General features: G+C 65.4%; 28 protein-coding genes. 19 read left to right on the forward strand and 9 right to left on the reverse strand.

Annotated features, from left to right (window positions below):
- From P1X14_RS17205 to P1X14_RS17245, 9 genes are all read left to right on the forward strand, one after another.
- Positions 1-537 (forward strand): zinc-binding dehydrogenase (locus P1X14_RS17205; RefSeq protein ID WP_277316644.1); only part of this gene is annotated, 537 nt, incomplete at its 5' end.
- A complete protein-coding gene (locus tag P1X14_RS17210) occupies positions 537-938 on the forward strand; it encodes a VOC family protein (RefSeq protein WP_277316645.1) in 402 nt (133 codons plus the stop codon). The genes P1X14_RS17205 and P1X14_RS17210, both read left to right, overlap by 1 nt.
- Positions 939-948: 10 nt before the next feature.
- Entirely contained in the window at positions 949-1806 is an 858-nt protein-coding gene (gene purU, locus P1X14_RS17215; RefSeq protein ID WP_277316646.1) for a formyltetrahydrofolate deformylase, read from the forward strand.
- A gap of 145 nt (positions 1807-1951) precedes the next feature.
- Complete coding sequence (locus P1X14_RS17220; protein WP_277316647.1) at positions 1952-2164, forward strand: helix-turn-helix transcriptional regulator; 213 nt, start codon at positions 1952-1954, stop codon at positions 2162-2164.
- Positions 2154-2582: a hypothetical protein gene (locus P1X14_RS17225; protein ID WP_277316648.1), complete on the forward strand. Its 429-nt coding sequence runs from the start codon at positions 2154-2156 to the stop codon at positions 2580-2582. The genes P1X14_RS17220 and P1X14_RS17225 overlap by 11 nt, the downstream gene beginning before the upstream one ends.
- Before the next feature lie 22 nt (positions 2583-2604).
- On the forward strand, positions 2605-3537 hold the full coding sequence (locus tag P1X14_RS17230) for a TraB/GumN family protein (protein ID WP_277316649.1): 933 nt from the start codon (positions 2605-2607) through the stop codon (positions 3535-3537).
- Positions 3538-3606: 69 nt separating this feature from the next.
- Positions 3607-4017, forward strand: a complete 411-nt coding sequence (locus P1X14_RS17235; RefSeq protein ID WP_277316650.1) for a DUF1440 domain-containing protein — start codon at positions 3607-3609, stop codon at positions 4015-4017.
- A gap of 150 nt (positions 4018-4167) precedes the next feature.
- Positions 4168-5082 (forward strand): hypothetical protein, encoded by a 915-nt coding sequence (locus P1X14_RS17240; RefSeq protein WP_277316651.1) that lies wholly within the window; start codon positions 4168-4170, stop codon positions 5080-5082.
- A gap of 105 nt (positions 5083-5187) precedes the next feature.
- Complete coding sequence (locus P1X14_RS17245; RefSeq protein WP_277316652.1) at positions 5188-6048, forward strand: AraC family transcriptional regulator; 861 nt, start codon at positions 5188-5190, stop codon at positions 6046-6048.
- Positions 6049-6051: 3 nt separating this feature from the next.
- Here the strand turns inward: P1X14_RS17245 and P1X14_RS17250 are convergent, their stop codons facing one another.
- A complete protein-coding gene (locus P1X14_RS17250; RefSeq protein WP_277316653.1) occupies positions 6052-6210 on the reverse strand; it encodes a hypothetical protein in 159 nt (52 codons plus the stop codon).
- A gap of 161 nt (positions 6211-6371) precedes the next feature.
- Here P1X14_RS17250 and P1X14_RS17255 point away from each other — a divergent pair, with 161 nt between their 5' ends.
- Genes P1X14_RS17255 through P1X14_RS17265 form a run of 3 tightly spaced genes read left to right on the forward strand, consistent with a single transcriptional unit; the run spans position 6372 to position 8712 of the window.
- On the forward strand, positions 6372-8051 hold the full coding sequence (locus P1X14_RS17255; protein WP_277316654.1) for an alpha/beta hydrolase: 1680 nt from the start codon (positions 6372-6374) through the stop codon (positions 8049-8051).
- Positions 8051-8347, forward strand: a complete 297-nt coding sequence (locus P1X14_RS17260) for an autorepressor SdpR family transcription factor (protein WP_277316655.1) — start codon at positions 8051-8053, stop codon at positions 8345-8347. The genes P1X14_RS17255 and P1X14_RS17260 overlap by 1 nt, the downstream gene beginning before the upstream one ends.
- Complete coding sequence (locus P1X14_RS17265) at positions 8344-8712, forward strand: ammonium transporter (protein WP_277316656.1); 369 nt, start codon at positions 8344-8346, stop codon at positions 8710-8712. The genes P1X14_RS17260 and P1X14_RS17265 overlap by 4 nt, the downstream gene beginning before the upstream one ends.
- Here P1X14_RS17265 and P1X14_RS17270 read toward each other — a convergent pair.
- Genes P1X14_RS17270 through P1X14_RS17290 form a run of 5 tightly spaced genes read right to left on the reverse strand, consistent with a single transcriptional unit; the run spans position 8709 to position 12310 of the window.
- Positions 8709-9467: an exonuclease domain-containing protein gene (locus P1X14_RS17270; protein ID WP_277316657.1), complete on the reverse strand. Its 759-nt coding sequence runs from the start codon at positions 9465-9467 to the stop codon at positions 8709-8711. The two genes, P1X14_RS17265 and P1X14_RS17270, sit on opposite strands and share 4 nt — an antisense overlap.
- 56 nt (positions 9468-9523) lie before the next feature.
- Complete coding sequence (locus P1X14_RS17275) at positions 9524-9775, reverse strand: hypothetical protein (protein WP_277316658.1); 252 nt, start codon at positions 9773-9775, stop codon at positions 9524-9526.
- 10 nt (positions 9776-9785) lie between these two features.
- On the reverse strand, positions 9786-11174 hold the full coding sequence (locus P1X14_RS17280) for a phosphomannomutase/phosphoglucomutase (protein WP_277316659.1): 1389 nt from the start codon (positions 11172-11174) through the stop codon (positions 9786-9788).
- A 52-nt stretch (positions 11175-11226) separates the two neighbouring features.
- Positions 11227-11514 (reverse strand): J domain-containing protein, encoded by a 288-nt coding sequence (locus P1X14_RS17285; protein ID WP_277316660.1) that lies wholly within the window; start codon positions 11512-11514, stop codon positions 11227-11229.
- A 1-nt stretch (position 11515) separates the two neighbouring features.
- On the reverse strand, positions 11516-12310 hold the full coding sequence (locus tag P1X14_RS17290) for a division plane positioning ATPase MipZ (RefSeq protein ID WP_277316661.1): 795 nt from the start codon (positions 12308-12310) through the stop codon (positions 11516-11518).
- 81 nt (positions 12311-12391) lie between these two features.
- Here P1X14_RS17290 and panC point away from each other — a divergent pair, with 81 nt between their 5' ends.
- From panC to P1X14_RS17310, 4 genes are all read left to right on the forward strand, one after another.
- On the forward strand, positions 12392-13240 hold the full coding sequence (gene panC, locus P1X14_RS17295; protein WP_277316662.1) for a pantoate--beta-alanine ligase: 849 nt from the start codon (positions 12392-12394) through the stop codon (positions 13238-13240).
- A 72-nt stretch (positions 13241-13312) separates the two neighbouring features.
- Complete coding sequence (locus tag P1X14_RS17300) at positions 13313-13609, forward strand: hypothetical protein (RefSeq protein WP_277316663.1); 297 nt, start codon at positions 13313-13315, stop codon at positions 13607-13609.
- 102 nt (positions 13610-13711) lie between these two features.
- Complete coding sequence (locus tag P1X14_RS17305) at positions 13712-14278, forward strand: hypothetical protein (RefSeq protein WP_277316664.1); 567 nt, start codon at positions 13712-13714, stop codon at positions 14276-14278.
- Positions 14279-14297: 19 nt separating this feature from the next.
- On the forward strand, positions 14298-14690 hold the full coding sequence (locus P1X14_RS17310) for an MAPEG family protein (protein WP_277316665.1): 393 nt from the start codon (positions 14298-14300) through the stop codon (positions 14688-14690).
- A gap of 186 nt (positions 14691-14876) precedes the next feature.
- Here the strand turns inward: P1X14_RS17310 and topA are convergent, their stop codons facing one another.
- Positions 14877-17438 carry a type I DNA topoisomerase gene (gene topA, locus P1X14_RS17315; RefSeq protein WP_277316666.1) on the reverse strand — a complete coding sequence of 854 codons (2562 nt, stop codon included), beginning with the start codon at positions 17436-17438 and terminating at the stop codon, positions 14877-14879.
- 129 nt (positions 17439-17567) lie between these two features.
- Between topA and P1X14_RS17320 the strand changes: the two genes are divergently transcribed.
- Entirely contained in the window at positions 17568-19100 is a 1533-nt protein-coding gene (locus P1X14_RS17320; RefSeq protein WP_277316667.1) for a DUF4403 family protein, read from the forward strand.
- A gap of 399 nt (positions 19101-19499) precedes the next feature.
- On the opposite strand, the gene dprA is transcribed toward P1X14_RS17320, so the two are convergent.
- Together dprA and plsY are read right to left on the reverse strand one after the other, a co-directional pair.
- Positions 19500-20627, reverse strand: coding sequence for a DNA-processing protein DprA (dprA, locus tag P1X14_RS17325; RefSeq protein WP_277316668.1), 1128 nt, complete (start codon positions 20625-20627; stop codon positions 19500-19502).
- Complete coding sequence (plsY, locus tag P1X14_RS17330) at positions 20620-21228, reverse strand: glycerol-3-phosphate 1-O-acyltransferase PlsY (protein WP_277316669.1); 609 nt, start codon at positions 21226-21228, stop codon at positions 20620-20622. Before plsY ends, dprA begins: the two co-directional genes overlap by 8 nt.
- Positions 21229-21354: 126 nt before the next feature.
- Here plsY and P1X14_RS17335 point away from each other — a divergent pair, with 126 nt between their 5' ends.
- Both P1X14_RS17335 and murI read left to right on the forward strand, forming a co-directional pair.
- Positions 21355-22077, forward strand: coding sequence for an EF-hand domain-containing protein (locus tag P1X14_RS17335; RefSeq protein WP_277316670.1), 723 nt, complete (start codon positions 21355-21357; stop codon positions 22075-22077).
- 91 nt (positions 22078-22168) lie between these two features.
- On the forward strand, positions 22169-22665 hold a 497-nt coding region (gene murI, locus P1X14_RS17340; protein ID WP_277316671.1), incomplete at its 3' end, for a glutamate racemase.

Below are 22665 nucleotides of genomic sequence, written 5' to 3' on the forward strand. Positions count from 1 at the left end.
TTCGGCCTGGGCGGCATCGGCCTGAACGTGATCCAGGGCGCGCGGCTGGCGGGCGCGAACAAGATCATCGGCGTCGACATCAACCCGGACCGCGAGGCATGGGGTCGCCGCTTCGGCATGACCGAGTTCCTCAATTCGAAGGGCATGAGCCGCGAGGATGTGGTCGCGCGGATCGTCGCGATGACCGATGGCGGCGCGGATTATACCTTCGACGCGACCGGCAACACCGAAGTGATGCGCATCGCGCTCGAGGCGTGCCATCGCGGCTGGGGCACCAGCATCATCATCGGCGTGGCCGAGGCAGGCAAGGAGATCGCCACCCGTCCGTTCCAGCTGGTGACGGGACGCAACTGGCGCGGCACCGCGTTCGGCGGCGCCAAGGGCCGCACCGACGTGCCCAAGATCGTCGACATGTACATGAGCGGGAAGATCGAGATCGATCCGATGATCACCCACGTCATGGGCCTGGAAGAGATCAACAAGGGCTTCGACCTGATGCATGCAGGCGAAAGCATCCGCAGCGTGGTCGTGTTCTGATGTTCAATCACATCATGGTCGGCTCGAACGATATCGAGCGTTCCAAGGCGTTCTACGACGCGACGCTGGGCGTGCTGGGCTTTACCGGCGAGGCGATGCGCCACGTCAACGCCACGGGCCAGACCCGGCTCTTCTATCGTCATGAGGGCAATACGTTCGGCATCAGCGAACCGATCGACGGCGAGCCGGCCTGCCACGCCAACGGCGCGACGATCGGCTTCAAGTGCAGCTCGACCGAGCAAGCCAAGGCGTGGCACGACGCCGGTGTCGCGGCGGGCGGCACCTCGATCGAGGACGAGCCGGGCCTGCGCGAGGGCGGATCGCTCGGTACCATGTATCTCGCCTATCTGCGCGATCCGGACGGCAACAAGCTGTGCGCGATCAGCCGCGCGGTTGCCTGACACGTTCGCGATGACCGCCGCGAACGCGCCCGTCTGGATCCTGACCCTCGATTGCGAGGACCGGCCGGGCATCGTCGCCGCGGTCAGCGGCTTTCTGGCCGAACGCGACGGGTTCATCCTCGACAGCCAGCAATATGCCGATCTGGATTCGGGCCGCTTCTTCATGCGGGTCGAGTTCAAGGCGGCGGGTGCACCGTTCGAGACCGGGCAGCTGCGCGAGGCGTTCGCGCCGGTGGCTGCACGGTTCGGGCTGGAATGGGCTCTGGCCGAGGCGGAAGCGAAACCGCGCGTCCTGATCGCGGTGTCGAAGGGATCGCACTGCCTCAACGACCTGCTGCATCGCTGGAAGACCGGCGGGCTGGGTGTCGAGATTGCGGGCGTCGTTTCGAACCACGATACGCTGCGCGACCTGACCGAATGGCACGGCCTGCCCTTCGACCTGCTGCCCGAGGGCAAGGACGCGCAGGAAGCCGCGATCCTGTCGCGGGTCGATGAGACCGGCGCCGACTATCTGATCCTTGCCCGCTACATGCAGATCCTCTCGACGAATCTGTCAGAGCAGCTGGCGGGGCGATGCATCAACATCCATCACAGCTTCCTGCCCAGCTTCAAGGGCGCGCGGCCCTATCATCGCGCGCATGATCGCGGCGTGAAGCTGATCGGCGCGACCGCCCATTTCGTGACCAGCGACCTCGACGAGGGGCCGATCATCGAGCAGGCGGTCGAGCGCGTCGATCATCGCGCCTCGGTCGACGACATGATCCGCATCGGCCGCGATATCGAGGCGCAGGTGCTGGCGCGCGCGGTCCAGTGGGTCGGCGCTCGGCGTGTGTTCCTCAACGGCCACCGCACCATCGTCTTCCGCTGAACATTACGATCATCGCCTATGCAGCGCCACGCGACCCTTACAGATGGTAAGGGTCGCTTGACATAGTCGCGACTCGCTGTCATTTAGTCAGTGTAACCTGACATTCGGTCAGGTTATGGCGACACCACGCAGTGTGGAGAGAGCGGTGAAGAACAGGCTGAAGGTGCTGCGCGCCGAACGCGACTGGAGCCAAGCAGAGCTTGGCGGACGGCTGGGCGTATCGCGCCAGGCGGTCAACGCGATCGAGACGGGCAAATACGATCCCTCGCTGCCGCTGGCCTTCCGCGTCGCGCGGCTGTTCGACTTGAGGATCGAGGACATATTCGATGACGGGGAAGGAAATGGCGATGGCGAATAAGGGCGCAGGAGAAGGCGAGCGCGCCGAACGCGCCCGCAGGAATCGCATCGTGGGGACCTTTTCGATGCTGATGCTGGCGGGCGGCGTGATCGGTTTCGCCACGTCGATGGGCAACGGGCCGGGCGCCGGCTTCATGGAAGGGCCGATGCCCGCATGGCTGGCGATCGGGCTGGTGCTGTTCCTGATCGTGTCGCTGGCCTGGGGCAGCTGGAAGTTCTTCGGCATGGTCGACGAGCTCGAGATGCGGGCCAACTATATCGCGAACAGCACAGGACTTTATTTCTATATGGCCCTCTACATGGCTTGGTTCATCCTGTGGCGCGGGACGCTTGTGCCCGAGCCGAACCATATGGTGCTGTTCGCCACCACTTCGATCGTAACGCTTGCCGCCTATGGCTGGAAGAAATTGCGGCCGTAACGCCGCCAAACCGGAGAGTATCATGATGTTGAAGAAGCTGTTTCTCTCGGGCGCCGTGCTGGCCACCGCCTTTGCGCTGACCGTCCCCGCCACCCCGGTTCTGGCCCAGTCCGCACCGGCCCAGGCTGCTCCGGCAGCGGCGACGACGCCTGCCGATCCGGCGCTGTGGGTGCTGAAGGACGAGGATACGACCATCTATCTGTTCGGCACCGTCCACGCGCTGAAGCCGGGCCTGAGCTGGTTCGACGGCGCCGTGCGCGACGCTTTCGACAAGAGCGATCAGGTGATGCTCGAAATGGTCGAGCCGGAGCCCGCCGCACTGCAGGCGATCGTGATGCCGATGGCGCTGAATGCCACGGGGCCGACGATCACCGAGCAGCTGCCCGCCGACAAGCGCGCCGCCTATAGCGCGGCGATGGACTCGGTCGGTGCGCCGGCCGCGATGTTCGACCGGTTCGATCCGTGGTTCGCCTCGATCGTCCTCACCGCCGGATCGCTGCCCAAGCTGGGCTATGACCCCAATCAGGGCGTCGAAAAGGTGCTCACCGCCGCGGCCAAGGAAGCCGGCAAGCCGGTCGGCGGTCTGGAAACCGCCGAGCAGCAGCTGGGCTATTTCGACACCATGCCGCAGCCGCTGCAGATCGCCTTCCTGATCTCGACCGTCGACGAGATGCCGAAGATGGGCACGATGCTCGATCAGATGGTGGCGCATTGGGCCAAGGGCGATCCCGAGGGTCTGGGCGCGCTGATGAACCAGTCGATGAGCATGAGCCCGGAGATCACCCGGATCCTGCTGACCGATCGCAACGGCCGCTGGGCCGACTGGATCGCGAAGCGGATGGAGCAGCCGGGCACCGTGTTCATCGCGGTCGGCGCGGGCCATCTGGCGGGCGGGAACAGCGTTCAGGCGTTCCTCGCCAAGAAGAACCTGAAGGTCGTGCGCGTCCAGTATTGACGCGCGGGAGCGGGCCGGTGATGGCATGTGCATAGGCCCAGACGCCCCGGGCCGCCTGAAGAGGTGCGCATGTCCACCGGCCCCCGACCCTTTATCGGCCTGGCAGCAGGCATCGCCGCGGGGCTGGTTGCCGCCGCGGCGATGTCGGCGTTTCAGGCCCAGCTCGCCAGACTGCCCGCGGAGGATGACGACGCCCCCGCCGAACCGCCGGCGAGCGAGGACGCATCCCCCTATGTGATCGGCGCGGTGATGGGCGGCATCTATGGCGTGCTGACCGAATACCGGCCCGAAGCGAGCGCCGGTTTCGGCGGTGCCTATGGCCTTGCCGCCGCCGCACTGGCAGATCCGGCCGCGGTGCTCGACGCCGATCCCGAAATCGAGACGAGCGAGCCGGTGGTGTGGGGCGTGGCCTCGCACCTGGTGTTCGGAGCCGTGCTGGAAGGCGTGCGGTGGCTGCTGGCAGGGCGGCGGCGGACATAACCGCCCATGATCGAACTCTTATAGTCGAGTACAAGTAACGACACGCTTTGATTGCCTGCCCGGTCATATTGACAGGGACGGTCACGATGCGAAGCTGCCGGGATCGGTTGCTCGTCAGTCAGCGCGTTGCCGGTTCGGGGGATTCGGCAAATGAAGCTCACGATGCGAGCCGTCCATTGGGGCGCTATCGTATACCGCGTCGTCGTATCGGAATTCAGGACGATAAAGGGCAAGATTGCCGGCCTCGGCTATCTGGGCCTGACAATATTGACGAGCTTCAGGGATCGTGTCGCGGAGTGGTTTGGCGCCCCGGCGACCCAGATCGAGCGCGCGCTGGAACTGGGTTTCCTGTGGGTTACGCTTGCGCTCATCGTGCTGATCACGATCCGCGGGCTTGTCCGCATCGCCGAACGCCGCGGCCCTATCCCGGCACACGAGAATGGCCGCTTTCATAGCAGGGTGCTGAGCCTGGACGAAGTGATCCTGATCAACACCGACCTGTACCGCGAGGTGTTTCAGGGCACGGTCGATGCCCGTGAGGCAGTCGTGGGCTATGGGTTGAACCCGCGCTGCATCCTTGGGATCATCGAAACCAGCACCAACCGGATCGCCGGCTGGGCAGTCGTTCTGCCGCTCACCGCCGACGCTGGACAGCAAGTCGAATCGGGATCGCTGCCGGATGAAAATCTGAAAGTCAGCCACATCCTCTTTCAGGACCAGAACAAGGGCGCACCCTATCTTCTCCTGCTCTCCTTTGCGATCAGGCCCGCGTTCCAGAAGGGGTTTCAGTCTCCCTTCCTGCAGCTTGCCACTGATCTGCTGCTGCATATTTCCGAGGAGTTTCTCGACGCCTCCGGCCGCAGCGCTCGAGTGATTGCCGCGGCCTTCACCGATGAAGGCGCGCACCTGTGCAGCAACATCGGCATGGAGCCGAATGGCTGTACCGTTCTCTATGACTATGATCCGCGGCCACGATCCATATTCGCTGGCGATCTGAACCGGGACTCCGTCATGAAGGCGTGGCAAGGGCTGCATCGTCGTCAGGCGCCACCGGCGATCGCGTGACGGCAATTATCCCGGCCTTGGATGCATTGCCATCCCGCTGATTTTCCGCCAGAAATCCCGGCGGGAGGGCTTGTGACGGACGCAATGGGGGAACGTAGCGCGCGGATGCGCTTCTTTGCGCCGGATGCGGCGCTGACGCCCTATGTCTCGGCGATCTATCTCAACGATATCGAGACCGGGGCGGGTCCGCGGATGGCGGACATGCTGCATCCCGAATGGGCTAATCTGCGCTTCATCGAGGGCGATGCGGGGGTTGCATCGATCGGCCCGGGCGAGATGCGGCCGGTGCCATCCTGCGTGCTGGTCGGCCCCACCTGTCATGCCACGCATTTCGAGACCGGGACGATCCGGAGCTGGGGCATCGGCCTGTTGCCTTTGGGCTGGGCCAAGTTCATCGGCGCGCCCGCCGTCGACTTTGCCGACCGCTTCGTCGACGCGGAGGCGGATCCGGCGCTTGCGGCGCTGACTGCGATGCGACCCCTGCTGCGCGATCCCGATGCCGATCCGCACGATCAGGCAGCGGTGATCAACCGGACGCTGCTCGGTCTGCTGGACACGGCGCCAGCGGACGATCACGCCATCACGCGCGCGCATGCCGCCTTGTCGGATCCCGATCTGGCGACGGTGGCCGAACTGGCCGGACGCGCCGGGATTTCGCTGCGCTCGCTCGACCGGCTGAGCCGCCGCGCGTTCGGCTTCACGCCCAAGCTGTTGCTGCGGCGTCAGCGCTTCCTGCGCACCTTGGGCGAAGCATTGCTCGACCCGAACGCGCGCTGGCTGGGTTCGCTAGACCTGCAATATCACGACCAGTCCCATTTCAACCGGGACTTCTGCCGGTTCATGGGGCTGCCGCCTGGCGCCTATATGGCGCGGCCGCGGCCAATACTGGATGCCGCGGTGCGCGGCCGGATGGCGGCAGCGGGTGCGCCGATGCAGGTGCTCCACCGGCTGGATGTGCAGCGGTAACCCTCAGCGCCGCCGCTTGCGAGCGAAACCACGTTCCGCCAGCCACTGCGCGATGGTTTCCAGCGCAAGCCGCGCCATCGTCTCTTCGATCTGGTAATATTCGGCCACCGCGCCGGTCTCCGCGGTCTGGAACAGGTGATTGAGGCCGGGCAGTTCACGCACGGTCGCGTCGGGATTCCGGGCCAGAGCGGCGCGCAGGACCGGCAGGTTCTGCGCCGGAGGGAGTGCGGTGGCTGCTGGCGGGGCGGCGGAAATGATCCGTTGACTCCAGCGTCACGATTTGATAATTAGCTAATTATAGAATCGTTTTGCTGGAGGTCGAGTTGAAGCCTGTTCTCGCGTTCACCGCCATGGTCGCGGCCTTGCTTTCGACCACCAGCGCGCTCGCGCAACGGTCACCCGCAGGCGACTGGCAGGGAACGATGGAAGGGAGCAGCGGCCCGCTTCGCGCCGCCGTCCATATCGAGCAGAAGGGGGCTGGCGTCTTCACCGGCGATATCGACTTGCCTGACAATGGCTTGTGGAACCTACCGCTGGAGGATTTGACGTTACAGGATGGTGTGCTGCGCTTCACCTATCGCGGCAGGACACGACGGTTCGAGGGGCGCTGGGATCCCGCAGCCGGAGCGTGGGTGGGTCAGGTCCGCACCGCTGGCCGCACCACAGACATGGCGTTGAGGCCCGGCTTTCTCGGCCTGCCGGTTATCCAAGGTCTGAACGGCTATTGGGAAGGTACGCTGGTCGACCAAGGTGTGCAGGCGACGGTGCTGCTGCATGTAGTGACCGACGAACATGGCACCCATGCGCTGATCGACTTGCCCCATGCGCTGGAGATGGGGGTGCCGGTCAACCAGTTGAACCGCACGGGCGACGGGGTGAGCTTTGCCGCGCCGGCATTGGGCTTGCGCTTTGAAGGCAAGCTCCAGCCGGACGGCAAGTCGCTCAAGGGATCATTCGGCTTAGCCCCGGCCGAGTTCTCCCGTAACGACCGCGGGCCGCCTGGCCGGCCACAACTGCCACGGGCGCCCTTCCCCTATGCCATAGAAGAGCTGTCGTTTCTCAATGGCGACGTCAGCAACGCTTGCACCCTCACGCTCCCGCACGGCAAGGGACCGCATCCGGTCGCCTATCTGCTGACGGGTACCGGCCCGCAGGATCGCGACGAGACGATGGTCGGGCACAAGCCTTTCCTGGTGCTGGCCGATCATCTCGCGCGGAACGGCATCGCCGCGCTGCGCTGCGACGATCGCGGCGTCGGCGGCTCGTCCGGTCGGTTCAACACCTCGACGCTCGAGGACTTCGCCGACGATGTCGATTCCGGGTTGGCCATGCTGATGGCGCGGCCAGAAATCGACAAGGCGCGGGTCGGCCTGATCGGCCATTCGGAGGGCGGGATCGTCGCATCGATGGTAGCGAGCCGGCGGAAGGACGTCGCGTTCGTGGTGCAAATGGCGGGCCCCGGCGCGGCGGTATACGATCTGCTGCTGAAGCAGGGCGAGGAAATGGCCCGTGCCCAAGGGTATCCCGAAGCCGTCATCGCGGAGCAGAACGAACTGCGGCGAACGATCTTCGAGGCGGTTCGGGCAGCGCCGACCCCCGAAGCGGCGCGAACCGCGGTCGAAACGATACTGATCGCAAAAGGCATGCCGGCCGACGGCGCGAAGAGGATGGCCGCAAGATCGACCCGACCCGATGTGATGCGTATCCTGAATGTCGATCCCGCCACCACGCTGTCACAGGTTCGCGCACCGGTACTCGCGATCGTGGGATCGAAGGACACCCAGGTCCCTCCCACGATGAACCTGCCTCTGCTCCGCGCCGCATTGGCCGGAAACCCGGACGCGACAGTGACCGAGCTTCCCGGCCTCAACCATCTGATGCAGACGGTCCGGACGGGCGCGGTCAGCGAATATTATCTGACCGAAGAGACGATCGCCCCGCTGGCGCTGGATACGATCACGAACTGGCTTGCGAAGCGAGGATTCGGCCGCAAGGTACGCTGATGAGTCAGGTGTTCAGGGCACTCGCCGATCCCACACGCCGCAGGGTGCTTCAACTCCTGCGCAAGGGGCCAATGAGCGCAGGCGACCTCAGCGATCAGTTCGACGTATCGAAGCCCACCATGTCCGCCCATTTCGCCGTGCTGAAGGAAGCCGATCTGGTCCATACCGAGAAGGCCGGCAAATCGATCATCTATCACTTGAAGCTGTCGGTGCTCGAGGAAGCATTGCTCGGCTTCGTCGATTCATTCGGCATCGGCGCGGAATCGCCCGCTGCCGGCAAGGAGACCGCGCGATGAACAAGGAACTGACAGGAGAGGGCGCCTGGGGCATCGGCATCGTCGCACTGGCGCTGGTCGGCACTATCGCGTTTCAGCTTGGCTATATCGACGGTGATGCTCTGATCCGAACCGTAGCGATCAACGGGGTGATGATCGCTTGGTACGGCAATCGCATGCCCAAGAAGTTCGAGCCGACCGCCGCCGCCCAGCGGGCGGCGCGATTCGGCGGTTGGTCGATGGTGATTAGCGGGCTGATCTATGCCATGCTCTGGGCCTTCGCACCGATCATGGTGGCGTTTGCTGGCGGGTGTAGCGCAGTGATCGCAGGGATCGTCGCGACGACGCTGTACCGCCACTCGCTACAGACCCAGGTAAGCGCCTAGAGCAGCAGATTCTCCGGGTCCCGCCCGACGCGTCCGCCACCCAGCCGGCGGCGATATTCGGTCTCGGCGGTGAAGCGGATATCGACGTCGCGATCGGCCATGAAGCTGGCCAGGCTGTCGTCGTCGATCTCGCTCCATTCCTTGCCGCGATCGGGGCCGTAGCGGACGCGGGGGAGCAGGCCGGGCTGTTTCGACCATTCGATCAGCTGGGCGACGCTGGCTTCGTTGAGCATGTCACGCAGGTGGAAGGCGGTGACATAGGCGTCCGGGAAGGCCCTGTGGGCAGGAAGCCCGCGCTCGTGCTCCAGCCCCTCAGGCTTGCGCCAGTAACGCAGCACCTGATTGGAGAAGCTGGGGCTGTCGGGCCACAGCCGCAGCGCGCATTTCCAGGTGCAGATCCAGTCGGCACCGCGGGTGAGCGACGGCGTGCAGAATTGTTCCTCGAATGTCGCGCGGTGCGCGGCCAGCGCCACGCGGCGCGGCCAGGGATCGAGGATCGGGCGGGCGACATCGTGCCACCACGGCGCATCGGCGACATCCTCGTCACGGATATGGTGGATCGCGGTGGTGATCGGCGACATCGGGCGGCCGGGATTGACGAAGCGCTGGCCGCCCTCGCCGAACAACTCCCACCGCCCGCTGGCGCTCAAGGCCACGTCCTGCCAGCCGATCTCGCACACGCCATGGGTGGGCGGCGCGCTGCCGGTGGTCTCGAGATCGATGACGCGGATGATGGAAGGTGGCGGCGACGGCATTGCCCGCGCGATGTGGGGTCTGACGCGGCGGAAAGCGAGTCTCTATTTCCCGCGGCTCAGCCGGGCGGCCGCAGGAACAGCGCATCGACAACCCGCCACAGCCAGATCCCAAACAGCGCGGCAACGGACACAATGACAGCGCCTGCAAGCCAGGTGCGCGCCGGTTCCGGAGGATCCCACAGAGTCCGCACGAACACCGCGAGCAGAACCGGCAGGACAGGTACCAGCGCGGCGGTGGAGTTCAGCGTGGGGAAGTTCGCATCGAGGTCGCGGTCTATCCAAGCGATATAGCGCGCCCAAAGCCCCATGCCTGCAGCCTCAGTGCGCCGCCTGCGGACCGCGGACCAGTCCGCTGGCCTCCAGCTGCGCGTCGATCATCGCGAGCAGGCGGTCGAGGCCTTCCTGCGACTTGGCCTCGGCGCGGGCGACCAGCACGTCCTGGGTGTTCGATGCGCGGAGCAGCCACCAGCCATCGGCGGTGTTCACGCGCGCGCCGTCGGTGCGGTTGACGTCGGCGCCCTCGGCTTCGAGCCGGTCGAGCACTTCGTCGATCACCGCGAACTTGCGGCTCTCATCCACCTGGAAGCGCATTTCCGGCGTGTTCACCATCGCCGGCATCTCGTCCTTGAGCTGGTTCATCGACTTGCCGATGACATGCACCGCCTGGATCAGCCGGACCGCAGCGTATTGCGCGTCGTCGAAGCCGTAATAGTCCTGCGCGAAGAAGATGTGGCCGCTCATTTCGCCCGCGAGCGGTGCGCCGGTTTCCTTCATCTTGGTCTTGATGAGGCTGTGGCCGGTCTTCCACATCAGCGGCTTGCCGCCCAGCTCGGCGATTCGGTCGTAGAGCGCCTGCGACGCCTTCACGTCGGCGATGATCGTCGCGCCGGGGTCCACCCGCAGCACAGGTTCCGCCAAAATGGAGAGAAGCTGATCGCCCCAGATCACCCGGCCCAGACCGTCGATCGCGCCAATCCGGTCGCCATCGCCATCGAAAGCCAATCCGAAATCGAGCTGCTTCTCCGCGACGAGCTTCTTCAGATCGGCGAGGTTCTTTTCCTCGGTAGGATCGGGATGATGGTTGGGAAAATTGCCGTCGACATCAGTGAAGAGCGTGTGATGCTCACCCGGCAGCAGCTTCACGAGCTTCTCGATCACCGGGCCGGCGGCGCCATTGCCCGTATCCCATCCGACGCGATAGGCGCCGCCGGCATAACCGGCCATCAGCCGGCCGACATAATCGTCCTCGATCGAATAGTCGGTGACGCTGGTTTCGCCGTCCGCTTCGTCCCAATCGCCTTCCGCGGCCATGCGGCCAAGCTTCTGGATGTCCTCGCCGAAAAACGGAAGGTGCTGGAACACCATCTTGAAGCCGTTGTAATTGCCGGGATTATGGCTGCCGGTTATCTGAATGCCGCCATCCACCTCTAGCGTCGCTTCGGCGTAATAGAGCATCGGGGTGGGCCCCATGCCGACGCGCACCACATCGCATCCGCTGGCGGTAAGGCCCTCGATCAGCGCAGCCTCGAGAATCGGCGACGAGACGCGGCCGTCGCGGCCCACGGCAACCCGGTGCCCGCCCGCGCGGCGCAGCAGGGTGGCGAAACCGCGACCGATCGCGCGCGCGTCATCGGGTCCCAGCGCCTCCCCCACGATTCCACGGATGTCGTATTCGCGCAGCGAGGTCGGATCGAACTTGTGGGTCATGGAACCTCCGGGAGGAAAGGATGCGTCCTAATCCCTCACCGGGCGCGAAAGTTCAATCGTTGCGGCGCAGCAAAGTGTCGCGTGCGGCGTTGATCTGTCGCGTCAGCTCCTCCGATCCGCCCTTGTCGGGGTGGACCGCAGTGACGAGGCGGCGATGCGCGGCGCGGACCTGCTTCTCGTTCGCATCGGCATCGACGCCCAGAAGCGCGCGGGCCTGCGCTTCCGATTCGCTCATCGGCCTTGGCGGCGGCGGGATCGGGGTGCCGGGCGGGCGGGTATTGCCGTGCCACAGCTTCCAGAACAGCCAGATCACCCCGGCCGCGAGAACGACCTTCCACATGTCAGGCGAACAGCGGCAGCACGGGTTCCGGAAGCGCGAGACCCGCCATCATCTCGCGAAGCTCCTGACGTGCCGCGACATGGCTGAGCACCATTCCGCCGAACTCGCCCGAATCGAGCATGGTCAGCCCCTGCGGGAACAATTCGCGATAGATGACGCGTTCGGACAGGCCCGAGATCACGCGGAAGCCGACTCGCTTGGAAAGCTGGTCGATCGCGTCGGACACGCGCTTCATGTTGCGCGCCTCGATATGCTGGACGCGGTTGCGCAGCACGACCCAGTCGATCGTCTCGCCATCCGACTTGGCGCGGCGCTTGCGCGATTCCCAGATCATCTCCGAATAGAAGCTGGGCTTGGAGACGCGGAAGGTTTCGGGATCGACCTGACCGATCAGGTCGAAATCGACGAAGCTGTCGTTCATCGGCGTGACCAAAGTATCGGCATTGGTGACCGCGATGCGGGCGAACTTGTCGTCGCGGCCGGGCGTGTCGATCACCAGGAAATCGGCTTCATAGCTCAGCCGGTCGAGCGAATCGGAAAAGGCAGCCATCGTCTCGCCGTCATGCGTTTCATAACGCGGCATCGGCAGTTCGCGGCCCGAACGCTTCATCGTGAGGGCGCGATTGTCGAGATAGCGGCCCATTGTGCGCTGGCGATGATCGAGGTCGAAGCACGAGACGCGGGCGCCCTTGGCCGCAAGCGCGATCGCGGTATGGACCGCAGTCGTGGACTTGCCGGTCCCGCCCTTTTCGTTGGCGAAGACGATTACGTGCAGCCGGTTCGCTCCGTCGGACAACGCCTCTACATCCTTTGTTGATCGTCCGGCCCTCCCCCCATAGAAGGCCGCCCCTCACACCCATATCGAAAGTGTTAACGCGTGCAAACCGTCCGTCAGCTTGCCGATCTTCGCGAAGCGATTGCGGCGTTCCGCAAGGCAGGCGAGCGCGTGGCGCTGGTGCCCACCATGGGCGCGCTGCACGCCGGGCACATGGCGCTGGTCGAGGCCGCGAAGCGCCATGCCGATCGCGTAGTCGTGTCGATCTTCGTCAACCCGAAGCAGTTCGGCCCGAACGAGGATTTCGCGCAATATCCCCGTAAGGAGCTGGCCGACTCGACGATGCTGAGCAAGGCCGGCGTGGACATCCTCTGGCTGCCGCCGGTCGAGGTGATGTATCCGGCGGGCTTCGCCACCAACGTGTCGGTCTCGGGCGTCAGCGAGACGCTGGACGGTGCTGCGCGGCCCGGACATTTCGATGGAGTCGCGACCGTCGTCTCGAAGCTGTTCAACCAGGTGCGGCCCGATGCCGCACTGTTCGGCGAGAAGGATTTCCAGCAGCTCGCGGTGGTGCGGCGCATGGCGGCCGATCTCGACATGGGGCTGGAGGTGATCGGCGTGGTCACCCAGCGCGACGATGACGGCCTCGCCCTCTCCTCGCGCAACGCTTACCTTTTGCCCGAGGATCGCGTGAAGGCGGTGGCCCTGCCCCGCGCGCTGGGCGCCGCGGCGCGGGCGATCGAGGAAGGCGGCGATGCGCAGGCGGCGCTGGCGCATGCCCGCGACGTGATGACCGCTGCGGGCTTCGTGCTGGACTATGTCGAGCTGGTCGATGCCGAGACTTTGGGCGCGCCGGAGAAGGGTCGCCCGGGCCGGCTGTTGGCCGCGGCGCGAATCGGCACGACGCGGCTCATCGACAATATACCCGTCAATCTGAACAATTACGGTTAACGCCGTTAACCATTTATTCCGATTTGTGCAGCCAATGTCCCCATACCACGAGGGTGGAAAAGGGGTAGTGACATGGGCAGCAGCCTGAAGAGCGCACAGTTCCTGATCGAAAGCCGCCGCCGCGATGCGGCCCGCGGCGATCACAACGCATGCTATGACCTTGGCATCGTCTTTTCGAGCGGCGCGGAAGGCGTCGATATCGACCTGATCGAGGCCCATAAATGGTTCAACATCTCGGCCATGTCGGGCAACGAGCGCGCCAAGGATTGCCGCGCGGAGATTAGCGAAGACATGACCGCCCGCGAGATCCTGGCCGCCCAGAAGGCAGCCCGCGACTGGCTGATGATGACCCAGCGCCGCGCGGCGTAAACCGCGACTCCGCCGGCGGGAGCGTATTTCCCCAAGTCCGGCGGCTTGACTCGTTCCCACCCCCACGCGACGCTTCACGCGGTTCGCTTTGGGGGAAGTTGAATGACGCTGGCACTGGCCATGATGGTCGCTCTGTCGCCGTTGCAGGACGATGCGGAGCCGGTGAACCGCTTCACCGCCGAAACGCTTCTGCGCAACAGCCTGAGGCGCAAGCATCCCGGCGCCCAGGGCGACTTCCGGTCATCCAGCGAGGTGCTGGGTCCCATCGAGATCAGCCAGGCCACGAACCGCTACGCGGCGAGCGCCGGATGGACGGAATACAGCTCGGCAGTGGTCGTCACCAATGTGAGCGCGCGTACGCTGTGCCTCCGGCTGCGGGTGCTTGCCAGATATACCTACCCCGATACCCCCGAGAGAAACGTAAGCTTCTCGGAAAATGAGAAGTTCGCGACGCGGCCCCGCCTCATAAAGCCCGGTCAGTCGTTGATCGGCCAGCACGCCGGAAGTGCCGCGAAATCCGGTATCACCTACAATATCGCCAAGGGCTTCTACGCCTGGCCGGCGGCAGCCGGAGACGGGAACTGGCGGGTGCGATGCACCAATCCCCCGGCAGGCCTTGCCGAATGGATGCGCCGGCCGATGGAGAATCTGCGAAGCTACTGGTTCTGACGGAGAGGGGGACGGACTGATGGACCTGACGATCACCGGATTTACCGCGGCCGCGCTCGCGATCCTGCTTGCGCTGCTGGCGCTCGACACGATCCGCCACCGCTTCCGCACGCGCCTGTCTTTCGGGCTGGGCGAAGACGCCGGCCTGACCTCGGCCAGCCGCGCGCATGGCAACCTTGCCGAGAATGCGCCGATCACGCTGATCCTGATCGGGCTGCTGGAGGTGGGCGGGGCCGACCGCCAGATTCTGACCTATGCCGCGGGCACTTTTGTCGCCGCGCGGGTGCTGCATGCCATCGGTCTGTACACGCCAAGCAAGGGCCCACCGCCGCTGCCGCGTGCGATCGGGGTGATTGCGACGCTGGTGGTGCAGCTTGGGTTGGCGGGGTGGCTGGTTTCGCGGCTGGTTTAGAAGCTGCCGCGCTCCGGCCAAGGCCGGAGCACGATCGGGAACGGGCAAGCGCTAGCCACTGAGATAGCCGTCACCCCGGCCTTGTGCCGGGGTCCACTCAGCCTGACGGGCTGACCTTCAGCCTCTTGTCCGACGCCTGCCTCCCGGTGGACCCCGGCACAAGGCCGGGGTGACGGGGGGATTGGATCAGGCGTCGGCCTTCTTCGCCGCGGACTTCTTCGCTGCCGCCTTCTTGGCCGGGGCCTTTTTGGCAGCCGCTTTCTTCGGTGCAGCCTTCTTCTTGCCCTTGCCCTTCGCAGGACCAGCCGCAGCGCGGGCGTCGATCAGCTGGGCGGCTTCCTCCAGCGTCAGCTGGTCCTTCTCGATCGACTTGGGCAGAGTCGCGTTGGTCTCGCCATCGGTGACATAGGCGCCGTAGCGGCCGTCCATCAGCTTGATCTCGGCTTCGGTACGCGGATGCTTGCCGAGGATCTTGAGCGGCTCGCGTGAGGCGCCGCGCTGCGGACGTCCGCCGCCTGCCGCCGCTTCGGCCAGCTTGACCACCGCGGCGTTCATGCCGGTTTCGAACACTTCCATCGTCGACTGGAGCCGGGCGTATTTGCCGTCATGCGCCAGGTAAGGGCCATAGCGGCCGATCGACGCGGTGATCGGGTTGCCGGTCTCGGGATGGTTGCCGATGGTGCGCGGCAGCTTGAGCAGCTTGAGCGCCCAATCCAGATCCAGCTCGATATCCTTGGGAATCGAGGAACGCGCGGCTTCCTTGCCTTCGCCCAGCTGGATGTAGGGCCCGAAGCGGCCCGACTTGCGCTCGACGTTCAGGCCGGTTTCCGGGTCCTGCCCCAGCACTTCCGGACCGTTGCTGTCGCCTTCGCCGCCGCCCGGCTGGCCGAAGCGGCGGGTGAACTTGCAGTCGGGATAGTTGGAGCATGCGACGAACGCGCCGAACTTGCCGCCGCGCAGCGCCAGACGACCGGTGCCGCAGGTGGGGCACAGGCGCGGATCGCTGCCGTCTTCCTTTTCGGGGAAGAGATAGGGCTCGAGGAACTGATCGAGCGCCGCGGTGATCTCCGACGGCTTCTGCTCCATCACCTCGCTGGTGCGCGGCTTGAAGTCCTTCCAGAAGCTGTCGAGCACCGCCTGCCATTCGGCACGGCCGCCCGACACATCGTCCAGCTCCTCCTCCAGCTCGGCGGTGAAGTCGTAACCGACATATTTCTCGAAGAAGCGTTCGAGGAATGCCGTCACCAGCCGTCCGCTCTCCTCGGCGAAGAAGCGGTTCTTCTCGACGCGGACATAGGCGCGGTCCTTCAGCGTCTGGATGATCGAGGCATAGGTAGACGGACGGCCGATGCCGAGTTCCTCCAGCCTTTTGACCAGCGAGGCTTCGGAGAAGCGCGGCGGCGGCTGGGTGAAATGCTGTTCGGCATTCACTGCCTTCTTGGCCGGGGTGTCGCCCGACGACATCCTGGGCAGGCGGCGCGATTCCTCGTCGCCCTCGTCGTCGCGGCCTTCCTCGTACAAAGCGAGATAGCCGGGGAAGAGCACCACCTGGCCGGTGGCGCGCAGGCCATGCTGGCCGGTCGCATCCTCCAGATCGATGGTGGTGCGCTCCATCCGCGCCGAGGCCATCTGGCTGGCCAGCGCGCGCTTCCAGATCAGGTCGTACAGACGCGCATGATCGCCGCCGCCGACCTTGTCCTTGCTGAAATCGGTCGGCCGGATCGCCTCGTGCGCTTCCTGCGCATTCTTCGCCTTGGCGGTGTAGACGCGCGGCTTTTCAGGGACATAGTGGCCGTCATAGCGGTTCACAACCGCGCGGCGGGCCTCCTGGATCGCGTCGCCGTCCATGGTGACGCCGTCGGTCCGCATATAGGTGATCGCGCCGTCCTCGTAGAGACCTTGGGCGATGCGCATGGTGTGGCTGGCCGAGAAGCCTAGCTTGCGCGCGGCCTCCTGCTGCAGGGTCGAGGTGGTGAAGGGCGGCGGCGGATTGCGCATCGCCGGCTTGGTCTCGACGCCGACCACCGAGAAGCGGCCTTCCTCGACGGCCTTCTTCGCGGCTTCGGCGGTCTTGCCGTCGCCGATCGACAGGCGGTCGAGCTTGTCGCCCTTCCACTTGACGAGGCGGGTGAGGAACGCGGTGCCGTCCTGCTCCATGTCGGCGGTGACCGACCAGTATTCCTGCGGCTTGAAGACTTCGATCTCGCGCTCGCGCTGGACGATCAGGCGGAGTGCGACCGACTGGACGCGGCCGGCCGACTTGGCGCCGGGCAGCTTGCGCCACAGCACCGGCGAGAGGGTGAAGCCGACAAGATAGTCCAGCGCGCGGCGGGCGCGATAGGCGTCGATCAGGTCGGTATCCAGCTCGCGCGGATTCTTCATCGCTTCGAGGATCGCCGGCTTGGTGATCGCGTTGAAGGTGACGCGCTCGACCTCCTTGGGCAGCGCCTTCTTGTTCCGCAGGACCTCTTGCACATGCCAGCTGATCGCTTCGCCTTCGCGATCAGGGTCGGTCGCGAGGATCAGGCGGTCGGCCTTCTTGGCCTCATCGGTGATCGCCTTGAGCTGCTTCGACTTGTCGGCATAGGCCTCCCATTCCATCGCGAAGCCATCGTCCGGGTTCACCGAACCGTCGCGCGCCGGCAGGTCGCGGACATGGCCGTAGGACGCCAGGACGTGATAGTCCTTGCCCAGATATTTCTCGATGGTCTTCGCCTTGGCGGGCGATTCGACGATGACAAGCTGCATGGGGTGTAGGAATTTCCTTACGTGTACGCGTGTAAGGTGGGGAAGCTCGCGGCGTCACGTCAAGCGGGTTGGCGATGAAACCGGCGCGCGCGTCGAACGTATCCGTTCCTGAAGATCGATCGGAGCGCCATGGAAGCCGGACTGACCAGCGACGAACCAGCCCCGAAGCGGCGCTTTCCGCGGTTCGTCCTGTGGATCATCGGGCTGGGGCTGATCGTGGCGGTCGTCGCCATCGTGGCAGTGATCGTATCGCGCAATACCGATGTGGCGCCGCCCGCGCGGCTGGCCGATCCGGTAAACGTCCCGCGGCATGAATCGACCATCGCCGTGCCGCTCGACGTCGACACCGCGCTGCTGCTGCGCGAGCTGGAACGGGCGATCCCGCGCACGCTCTGGTCGATCAATCGCCATGTCGACAAATGCGTGCCCGCCCAGCGGGTGCGGCTGTTCAAGCGCAACCTGAAGGTGACGCCGTCGCTCGGCTGCGACGTGATCGGCACTGTCACGCGCGGGGCGATCCGGTTGCGCGGTCAGGGTGAGGATATCATCGCCGATGTGCCGATTCGTGCGCAGGTGGCGGCGCGCGACGTGGGCGGCTTCCTGAAGGGCAAGACCGCGACCGGATCGGCGATGGTCCATGCCCGCATCCGGCTGAGCCTGTCGAAGGACTGGGCGCCGGGCGCGACCGTACGGCTCAGCTATGGCTGGACCAACCCGCCGGGAATCGACTTCCTGGGCCAGCGGATCACCTTCACCGACAAGGTGGACGAGAAGCTCGCCCCGATCGTGCGCGAACTGGAACGCACCCTGCCGCGCGAGATCGCCAAGCTGAACATCCGCGCGAAGGTGGCCGATGCCTGGCGGCAGAGCTTCACCTCGCTGGAGCTGAACGCGGAAAATCCGCCGGTGTGGATGCGGATCACCCCGCAGCGACTGAGCTATGGCGGGTACAGCCTGTCGGGCGGCAAGCTGCGCCTGCGGCTTGGCCTGACCGCGCTGACCGAGACCTTTGTCGGGCCGAAGCCGGCCGATCCGGTGGCGACGCCGCTGCCGCAACTGGTGCGCGAGGCGCCGGGGTCGCGGCTGCGTTTGTTCATCCCGGTCATCGCCGATTACGCGCAGCTGGAGCCGGTGGTGCTGCGCGCGCTGACAAAGCGATCGCAGCGGCCGTTCGAGCTGCCCGGCATCGGGCCAGTGACCGCGCGATTCGACAATGTCGTGGTCTATGGCACCGAGGGCGGGCGGATCGCGCTGGGGCTGACGCTGGCGGCGCGGCGCAATGCGGGCGGCGGCGAGACGCACGGCATGGTGTGGGTCACCGCCAAGCCGGTGAATGCGCCGGGTTCGCTCACCGTGGCGTTTCAGGACGTGCAGGTGCGCGGCAATACCGACGGGCTGGGCGGCGACCTGCTGGTCCAGCTGGTGAGCAATCCGCAGGTGGCGAACGAGATCGCCGCATCGCTCACCCAGAATTTCGCGCGCGATTTCCGGAAGCTGATGGGCAAGGTGCAACGCGCCATCGTCGAGAAACGCGCGGGCGCCTTCGTCATCCGCGCCGAGATCGGCCAGGTGCGGACGGGATCGCTCTACCCCGCCGGGCAGGGGCTGTATCTGCCGGTGTGGACGGAAGGATCGGCGCGGGTCGAGTATCGGCCGCGGTAATCAGTCATGCAGAATGCTAATAAAATCCTAAATTCCACAATTACTTTCAGCGGATTTTTGCAATATCCATACTGGACATTTATTATGTCTAGAATGCCATAATTACGTGCTAATTTATGGTATCACACCGTAATATATGGATTTATATTATGACTGAAAGATTTTCAGGTAAAATTCTTGGCATAAAATCTTAAAATGGAGATTTGAAATTTAAATTTCAGAGAACAGGCCAGAATGGTGCTGATGCGATGAGATTCTATATCGAAAAAGATACGATAGAGTTTGAAAACAATACAAAGATTATAATTGCGGCCTACATGAGTAACCATGAGATATATTTCAATGCCGAGCGAAGATACCATCTTCATTCGAGCGTTTCAGACCTTAAACTGGGAGATTTTACTGATCAATTTTAGGCGAACTCTCGCCGGAGCTAACCCGCCCGCCCGCGTGCCGCTCCAGCCGCCCGCCCAGTTCCAGCTCCAGCAACACCATCTGCACCACCGCGGACGGCAGCCCGGACTGGCGGATCAGTTCGTCCACTGCGACCGGGACCGGGCCGAGCAGGCCTTCGATGCCGTGGCGATCCCCTTCGCTCGCGTCGATCGGCGGGCCGCCTTCCCAGGCGCTGATCGGGGAGCGGAACGCGCGCGGATCGATCGGGCGGACCATCTCCAGGATGTCATCGACGCTCTGCACCAGCGTGGCGCCCTCGCGGATCAGCAGGTTGCAGCCCTGCGCGCGCGGATCGAGCGGGGAGCCGGGCACGGCCATCACGTCACGGCCCGCTTCGCCCGCCAGCCGCGCGGTGATCAGCGAACCGGAGCGTGGCGCGGCCTCGACCACCACCGTGCCCAGCGCGAGGCCCGCGATGATCCGGTTGCGCGAGGGGAAGAAGCGGGCGAGCGGCTCGGTGCCCGGCGGCTGTTCGGCCACCAGCAGGCCCTCACGCGCAACCTGTTCCTGAAGCTCGCGATTCTCGGGCGGGAAGGTCACATCGATACCGCTGGCGATCACGCCGACGGTGCCGCCGGAGATCGAGCCGATATGCGACGCGGTGTCGATGCCGCGGGCAAGGCCCGACACGACCGTCACCCCCGCCTCGGCCAGCCCCAGCGCCAGTTGACGGGCGAAGCGGCATGCGGCGGCGCTGGCGTTGCGCGCGCCGACCATCGCGACGCAGGTGCGTGTCGTCAGCTCCACATTGCCGCGCACGATCAGCGCGGGCGGCGCGGATTCGATCTCCGCAAGCAGTGCGGGATAATCGGGATCGCCGAGGAACAGGTATTGCGCGCCGAGCCGCTCGACCCGTTCGATCTCGCGCTGGACCAGCGTCGCGTCGGCAATGCGCGGCGCCCTGCCCCCGCCCCGCGCGGCAAGCATCGGCAGCGCATCGAGCGCGGCCTCCGCGCTACCGAAGCGCGCGATCAGCTGGCGATAGGTGACCGGGCCGATATTGGCCGACCGGATGAGCCTCAGCCGCGCTTCGCGCGCGGCGTCATTTTGCGCTTCGCGCGGGTCAGGCATCCTTCTTCTTGCCGACCTTCGGCTCGGTGCCGCTCAGCAGCCGGTCGATATTCTCGCGATGCTTCCACACCACGATCAGCGCGAGGGCGAGGAACAGCAGCACCAGATCGATCCGGCCGAACGCCGCCGCACTGATCGGCGCGCTGATCGCCGCGCTCATCCCCGCGACCGACGAGATGCGGACGATTCCCAGCATCCCCAGCCACACGCCGGCATAGATCAGCCCCGATGGCCAGTGCAGCGCCAGCACCACGCCCATCAGCGTGGCGACACCCTTGCCGCCCTTGAAGCCCAGCCAGAAGGGATAGCAATGGCCGAGGAACGCGGCCATCGCCGCGAGGATGCCGGTGCCGGGGAACAGCCATTCGGCCACGTTCACCGCCGCGACGCCCTTCAGCAGATCGAGCAGCAAAGTCGCCGCCGCCAGTTCCTTGCGGCCGGTGCGCAGCACATTGGTCGCGCCGATATTGCCCGATCCGATCTGGCGCAGGTCGCCGGCACCGAAAAAGCGCGTCAGCAGCAGCCCGAACGGTATCGCGCCGAGCAGATAGCCGATCACGAGCGCTGCGAAGCTCGCCTGCCAGAGTATTTCGGTCTGCAATCGATCCCCCGTCCTTGCGCACAGGCTAGGCGCTCGCCGTGCCCCGCGCAACAACATGGATCGGCTATGGGGTACCAATCGCACGGGCTTGGGGTCCGGCGCGCGGGACCCTATCAGGATGGCGATGTGGAAGACGAAGGACCCAGCGTGACGATCGACGAGCGGACGAGATCCGCGCTGGCGCGGCTGACCGCGAACGAGAAGGAATGCCTGCGCCGCCGCCTGCTGCCCCAGACCGCCAAGGAAATGGCGATCGAGCTGGGGGTTTCGCCGCACGCAGTGGAGAAACGTCTGAAGATGGCGCGGGCCAAGCTGGGCGTCGGATCGTCGCTTCAGGCAGCGCGGCTGCTGGTCGCATCGGAGGACCAGATGCTGGTACCCCATCGGCCGGACCTCGCGCCGGACGATGCGACCGGCAATGCCCCGCTTCACCCCGGCGGCAGTCGCCGGTGGCTGATTCCCGGAGCGATCACCATGAGCATCATCGTCGCGGCAAGCCTTGCCCTCACCCTTGCCGGAACGCCGGCACCGCAGGACGCACCGAAGCAGACCGTCACCGAACGCGTCCCCGCCACGCCTGCGACGGCCACGGCCTTTCTCGGCAGCAGTTTCGACACGATGGACAAGAACAAGTCGGGCTATCTCGAGCCGGAGGAAATGCCGCGCATGTCGGTCAGCAGCGGCAGCGTCCCCAAGACGGCATTGGACCCGAAGCGCGCCCAGGCGCTGTTCACCGCCCGCAACGACGTGAACGGCGACGGCAAGGTGAGCCGCGCCGAATTCATCCAGACCAACCGCCCGATGATCGAAGCCAATGGCGTTCCCGCCCGCTGGAAGGCGCGGAACTGATTCCTGGTCCGGCTGACGCCGGATGACGGTGCAGCGTGCGCAACCTCGGGGCGGTTGACGGGCAACGGGCGCGGCGCCATTCCGCGCGGCGATGACCGATAGCCGCCCCATCTTGTTCTTCGATTCCGGCATGGGCGGGCTTTCGGTGCTGGCGCCCACCGCGAAGCTGCTGCCACAGGCGCCGCTGGTCTATGTCGCCGATTCGGCGGGCTTTCCCTATGGCACGCGCAGCGAAGGCGAGATCGCGGCGCGGGTGCCCGCGCTGCTCGGGCGGCTGGCCGAACGCTACGATCCTCGACTGATCGTGATCGCATGCAACACCGCATCGACCATCGCGCTCCAGCATGTCCGCGCCGCGCTCGACCTGCCGATCGTCGGCACCGTGCCCGCGATCAAGCCCGCTGCGCTGCTCAGCCAGAGCCGCGTGATCGGCGTGCTGGGCACCGACGCGACGGTGCGCCAGCCCTATGTCGACGATCTGGCGGCGCGCTTCGCCAGCGATTGCACCGTACTGCGCCACGGCTCCGCCGAACTGGTCGCGCTGGCCGAAGCGGCTTTGGGCGGCGAGGCGCCTGCCCCCGAGCGGCT

The sequence above is a fragment of the Sphingomonas sp. AOB5 genome, from assembly GCF_029433115.1.
In the GTDB taxonomy this organism is placed as follows: Bacteria; Pseudomonadota; Alphaproteobacteria; order Sphingomonadales; family Sphingomonadaceae; genus Sphingomonas.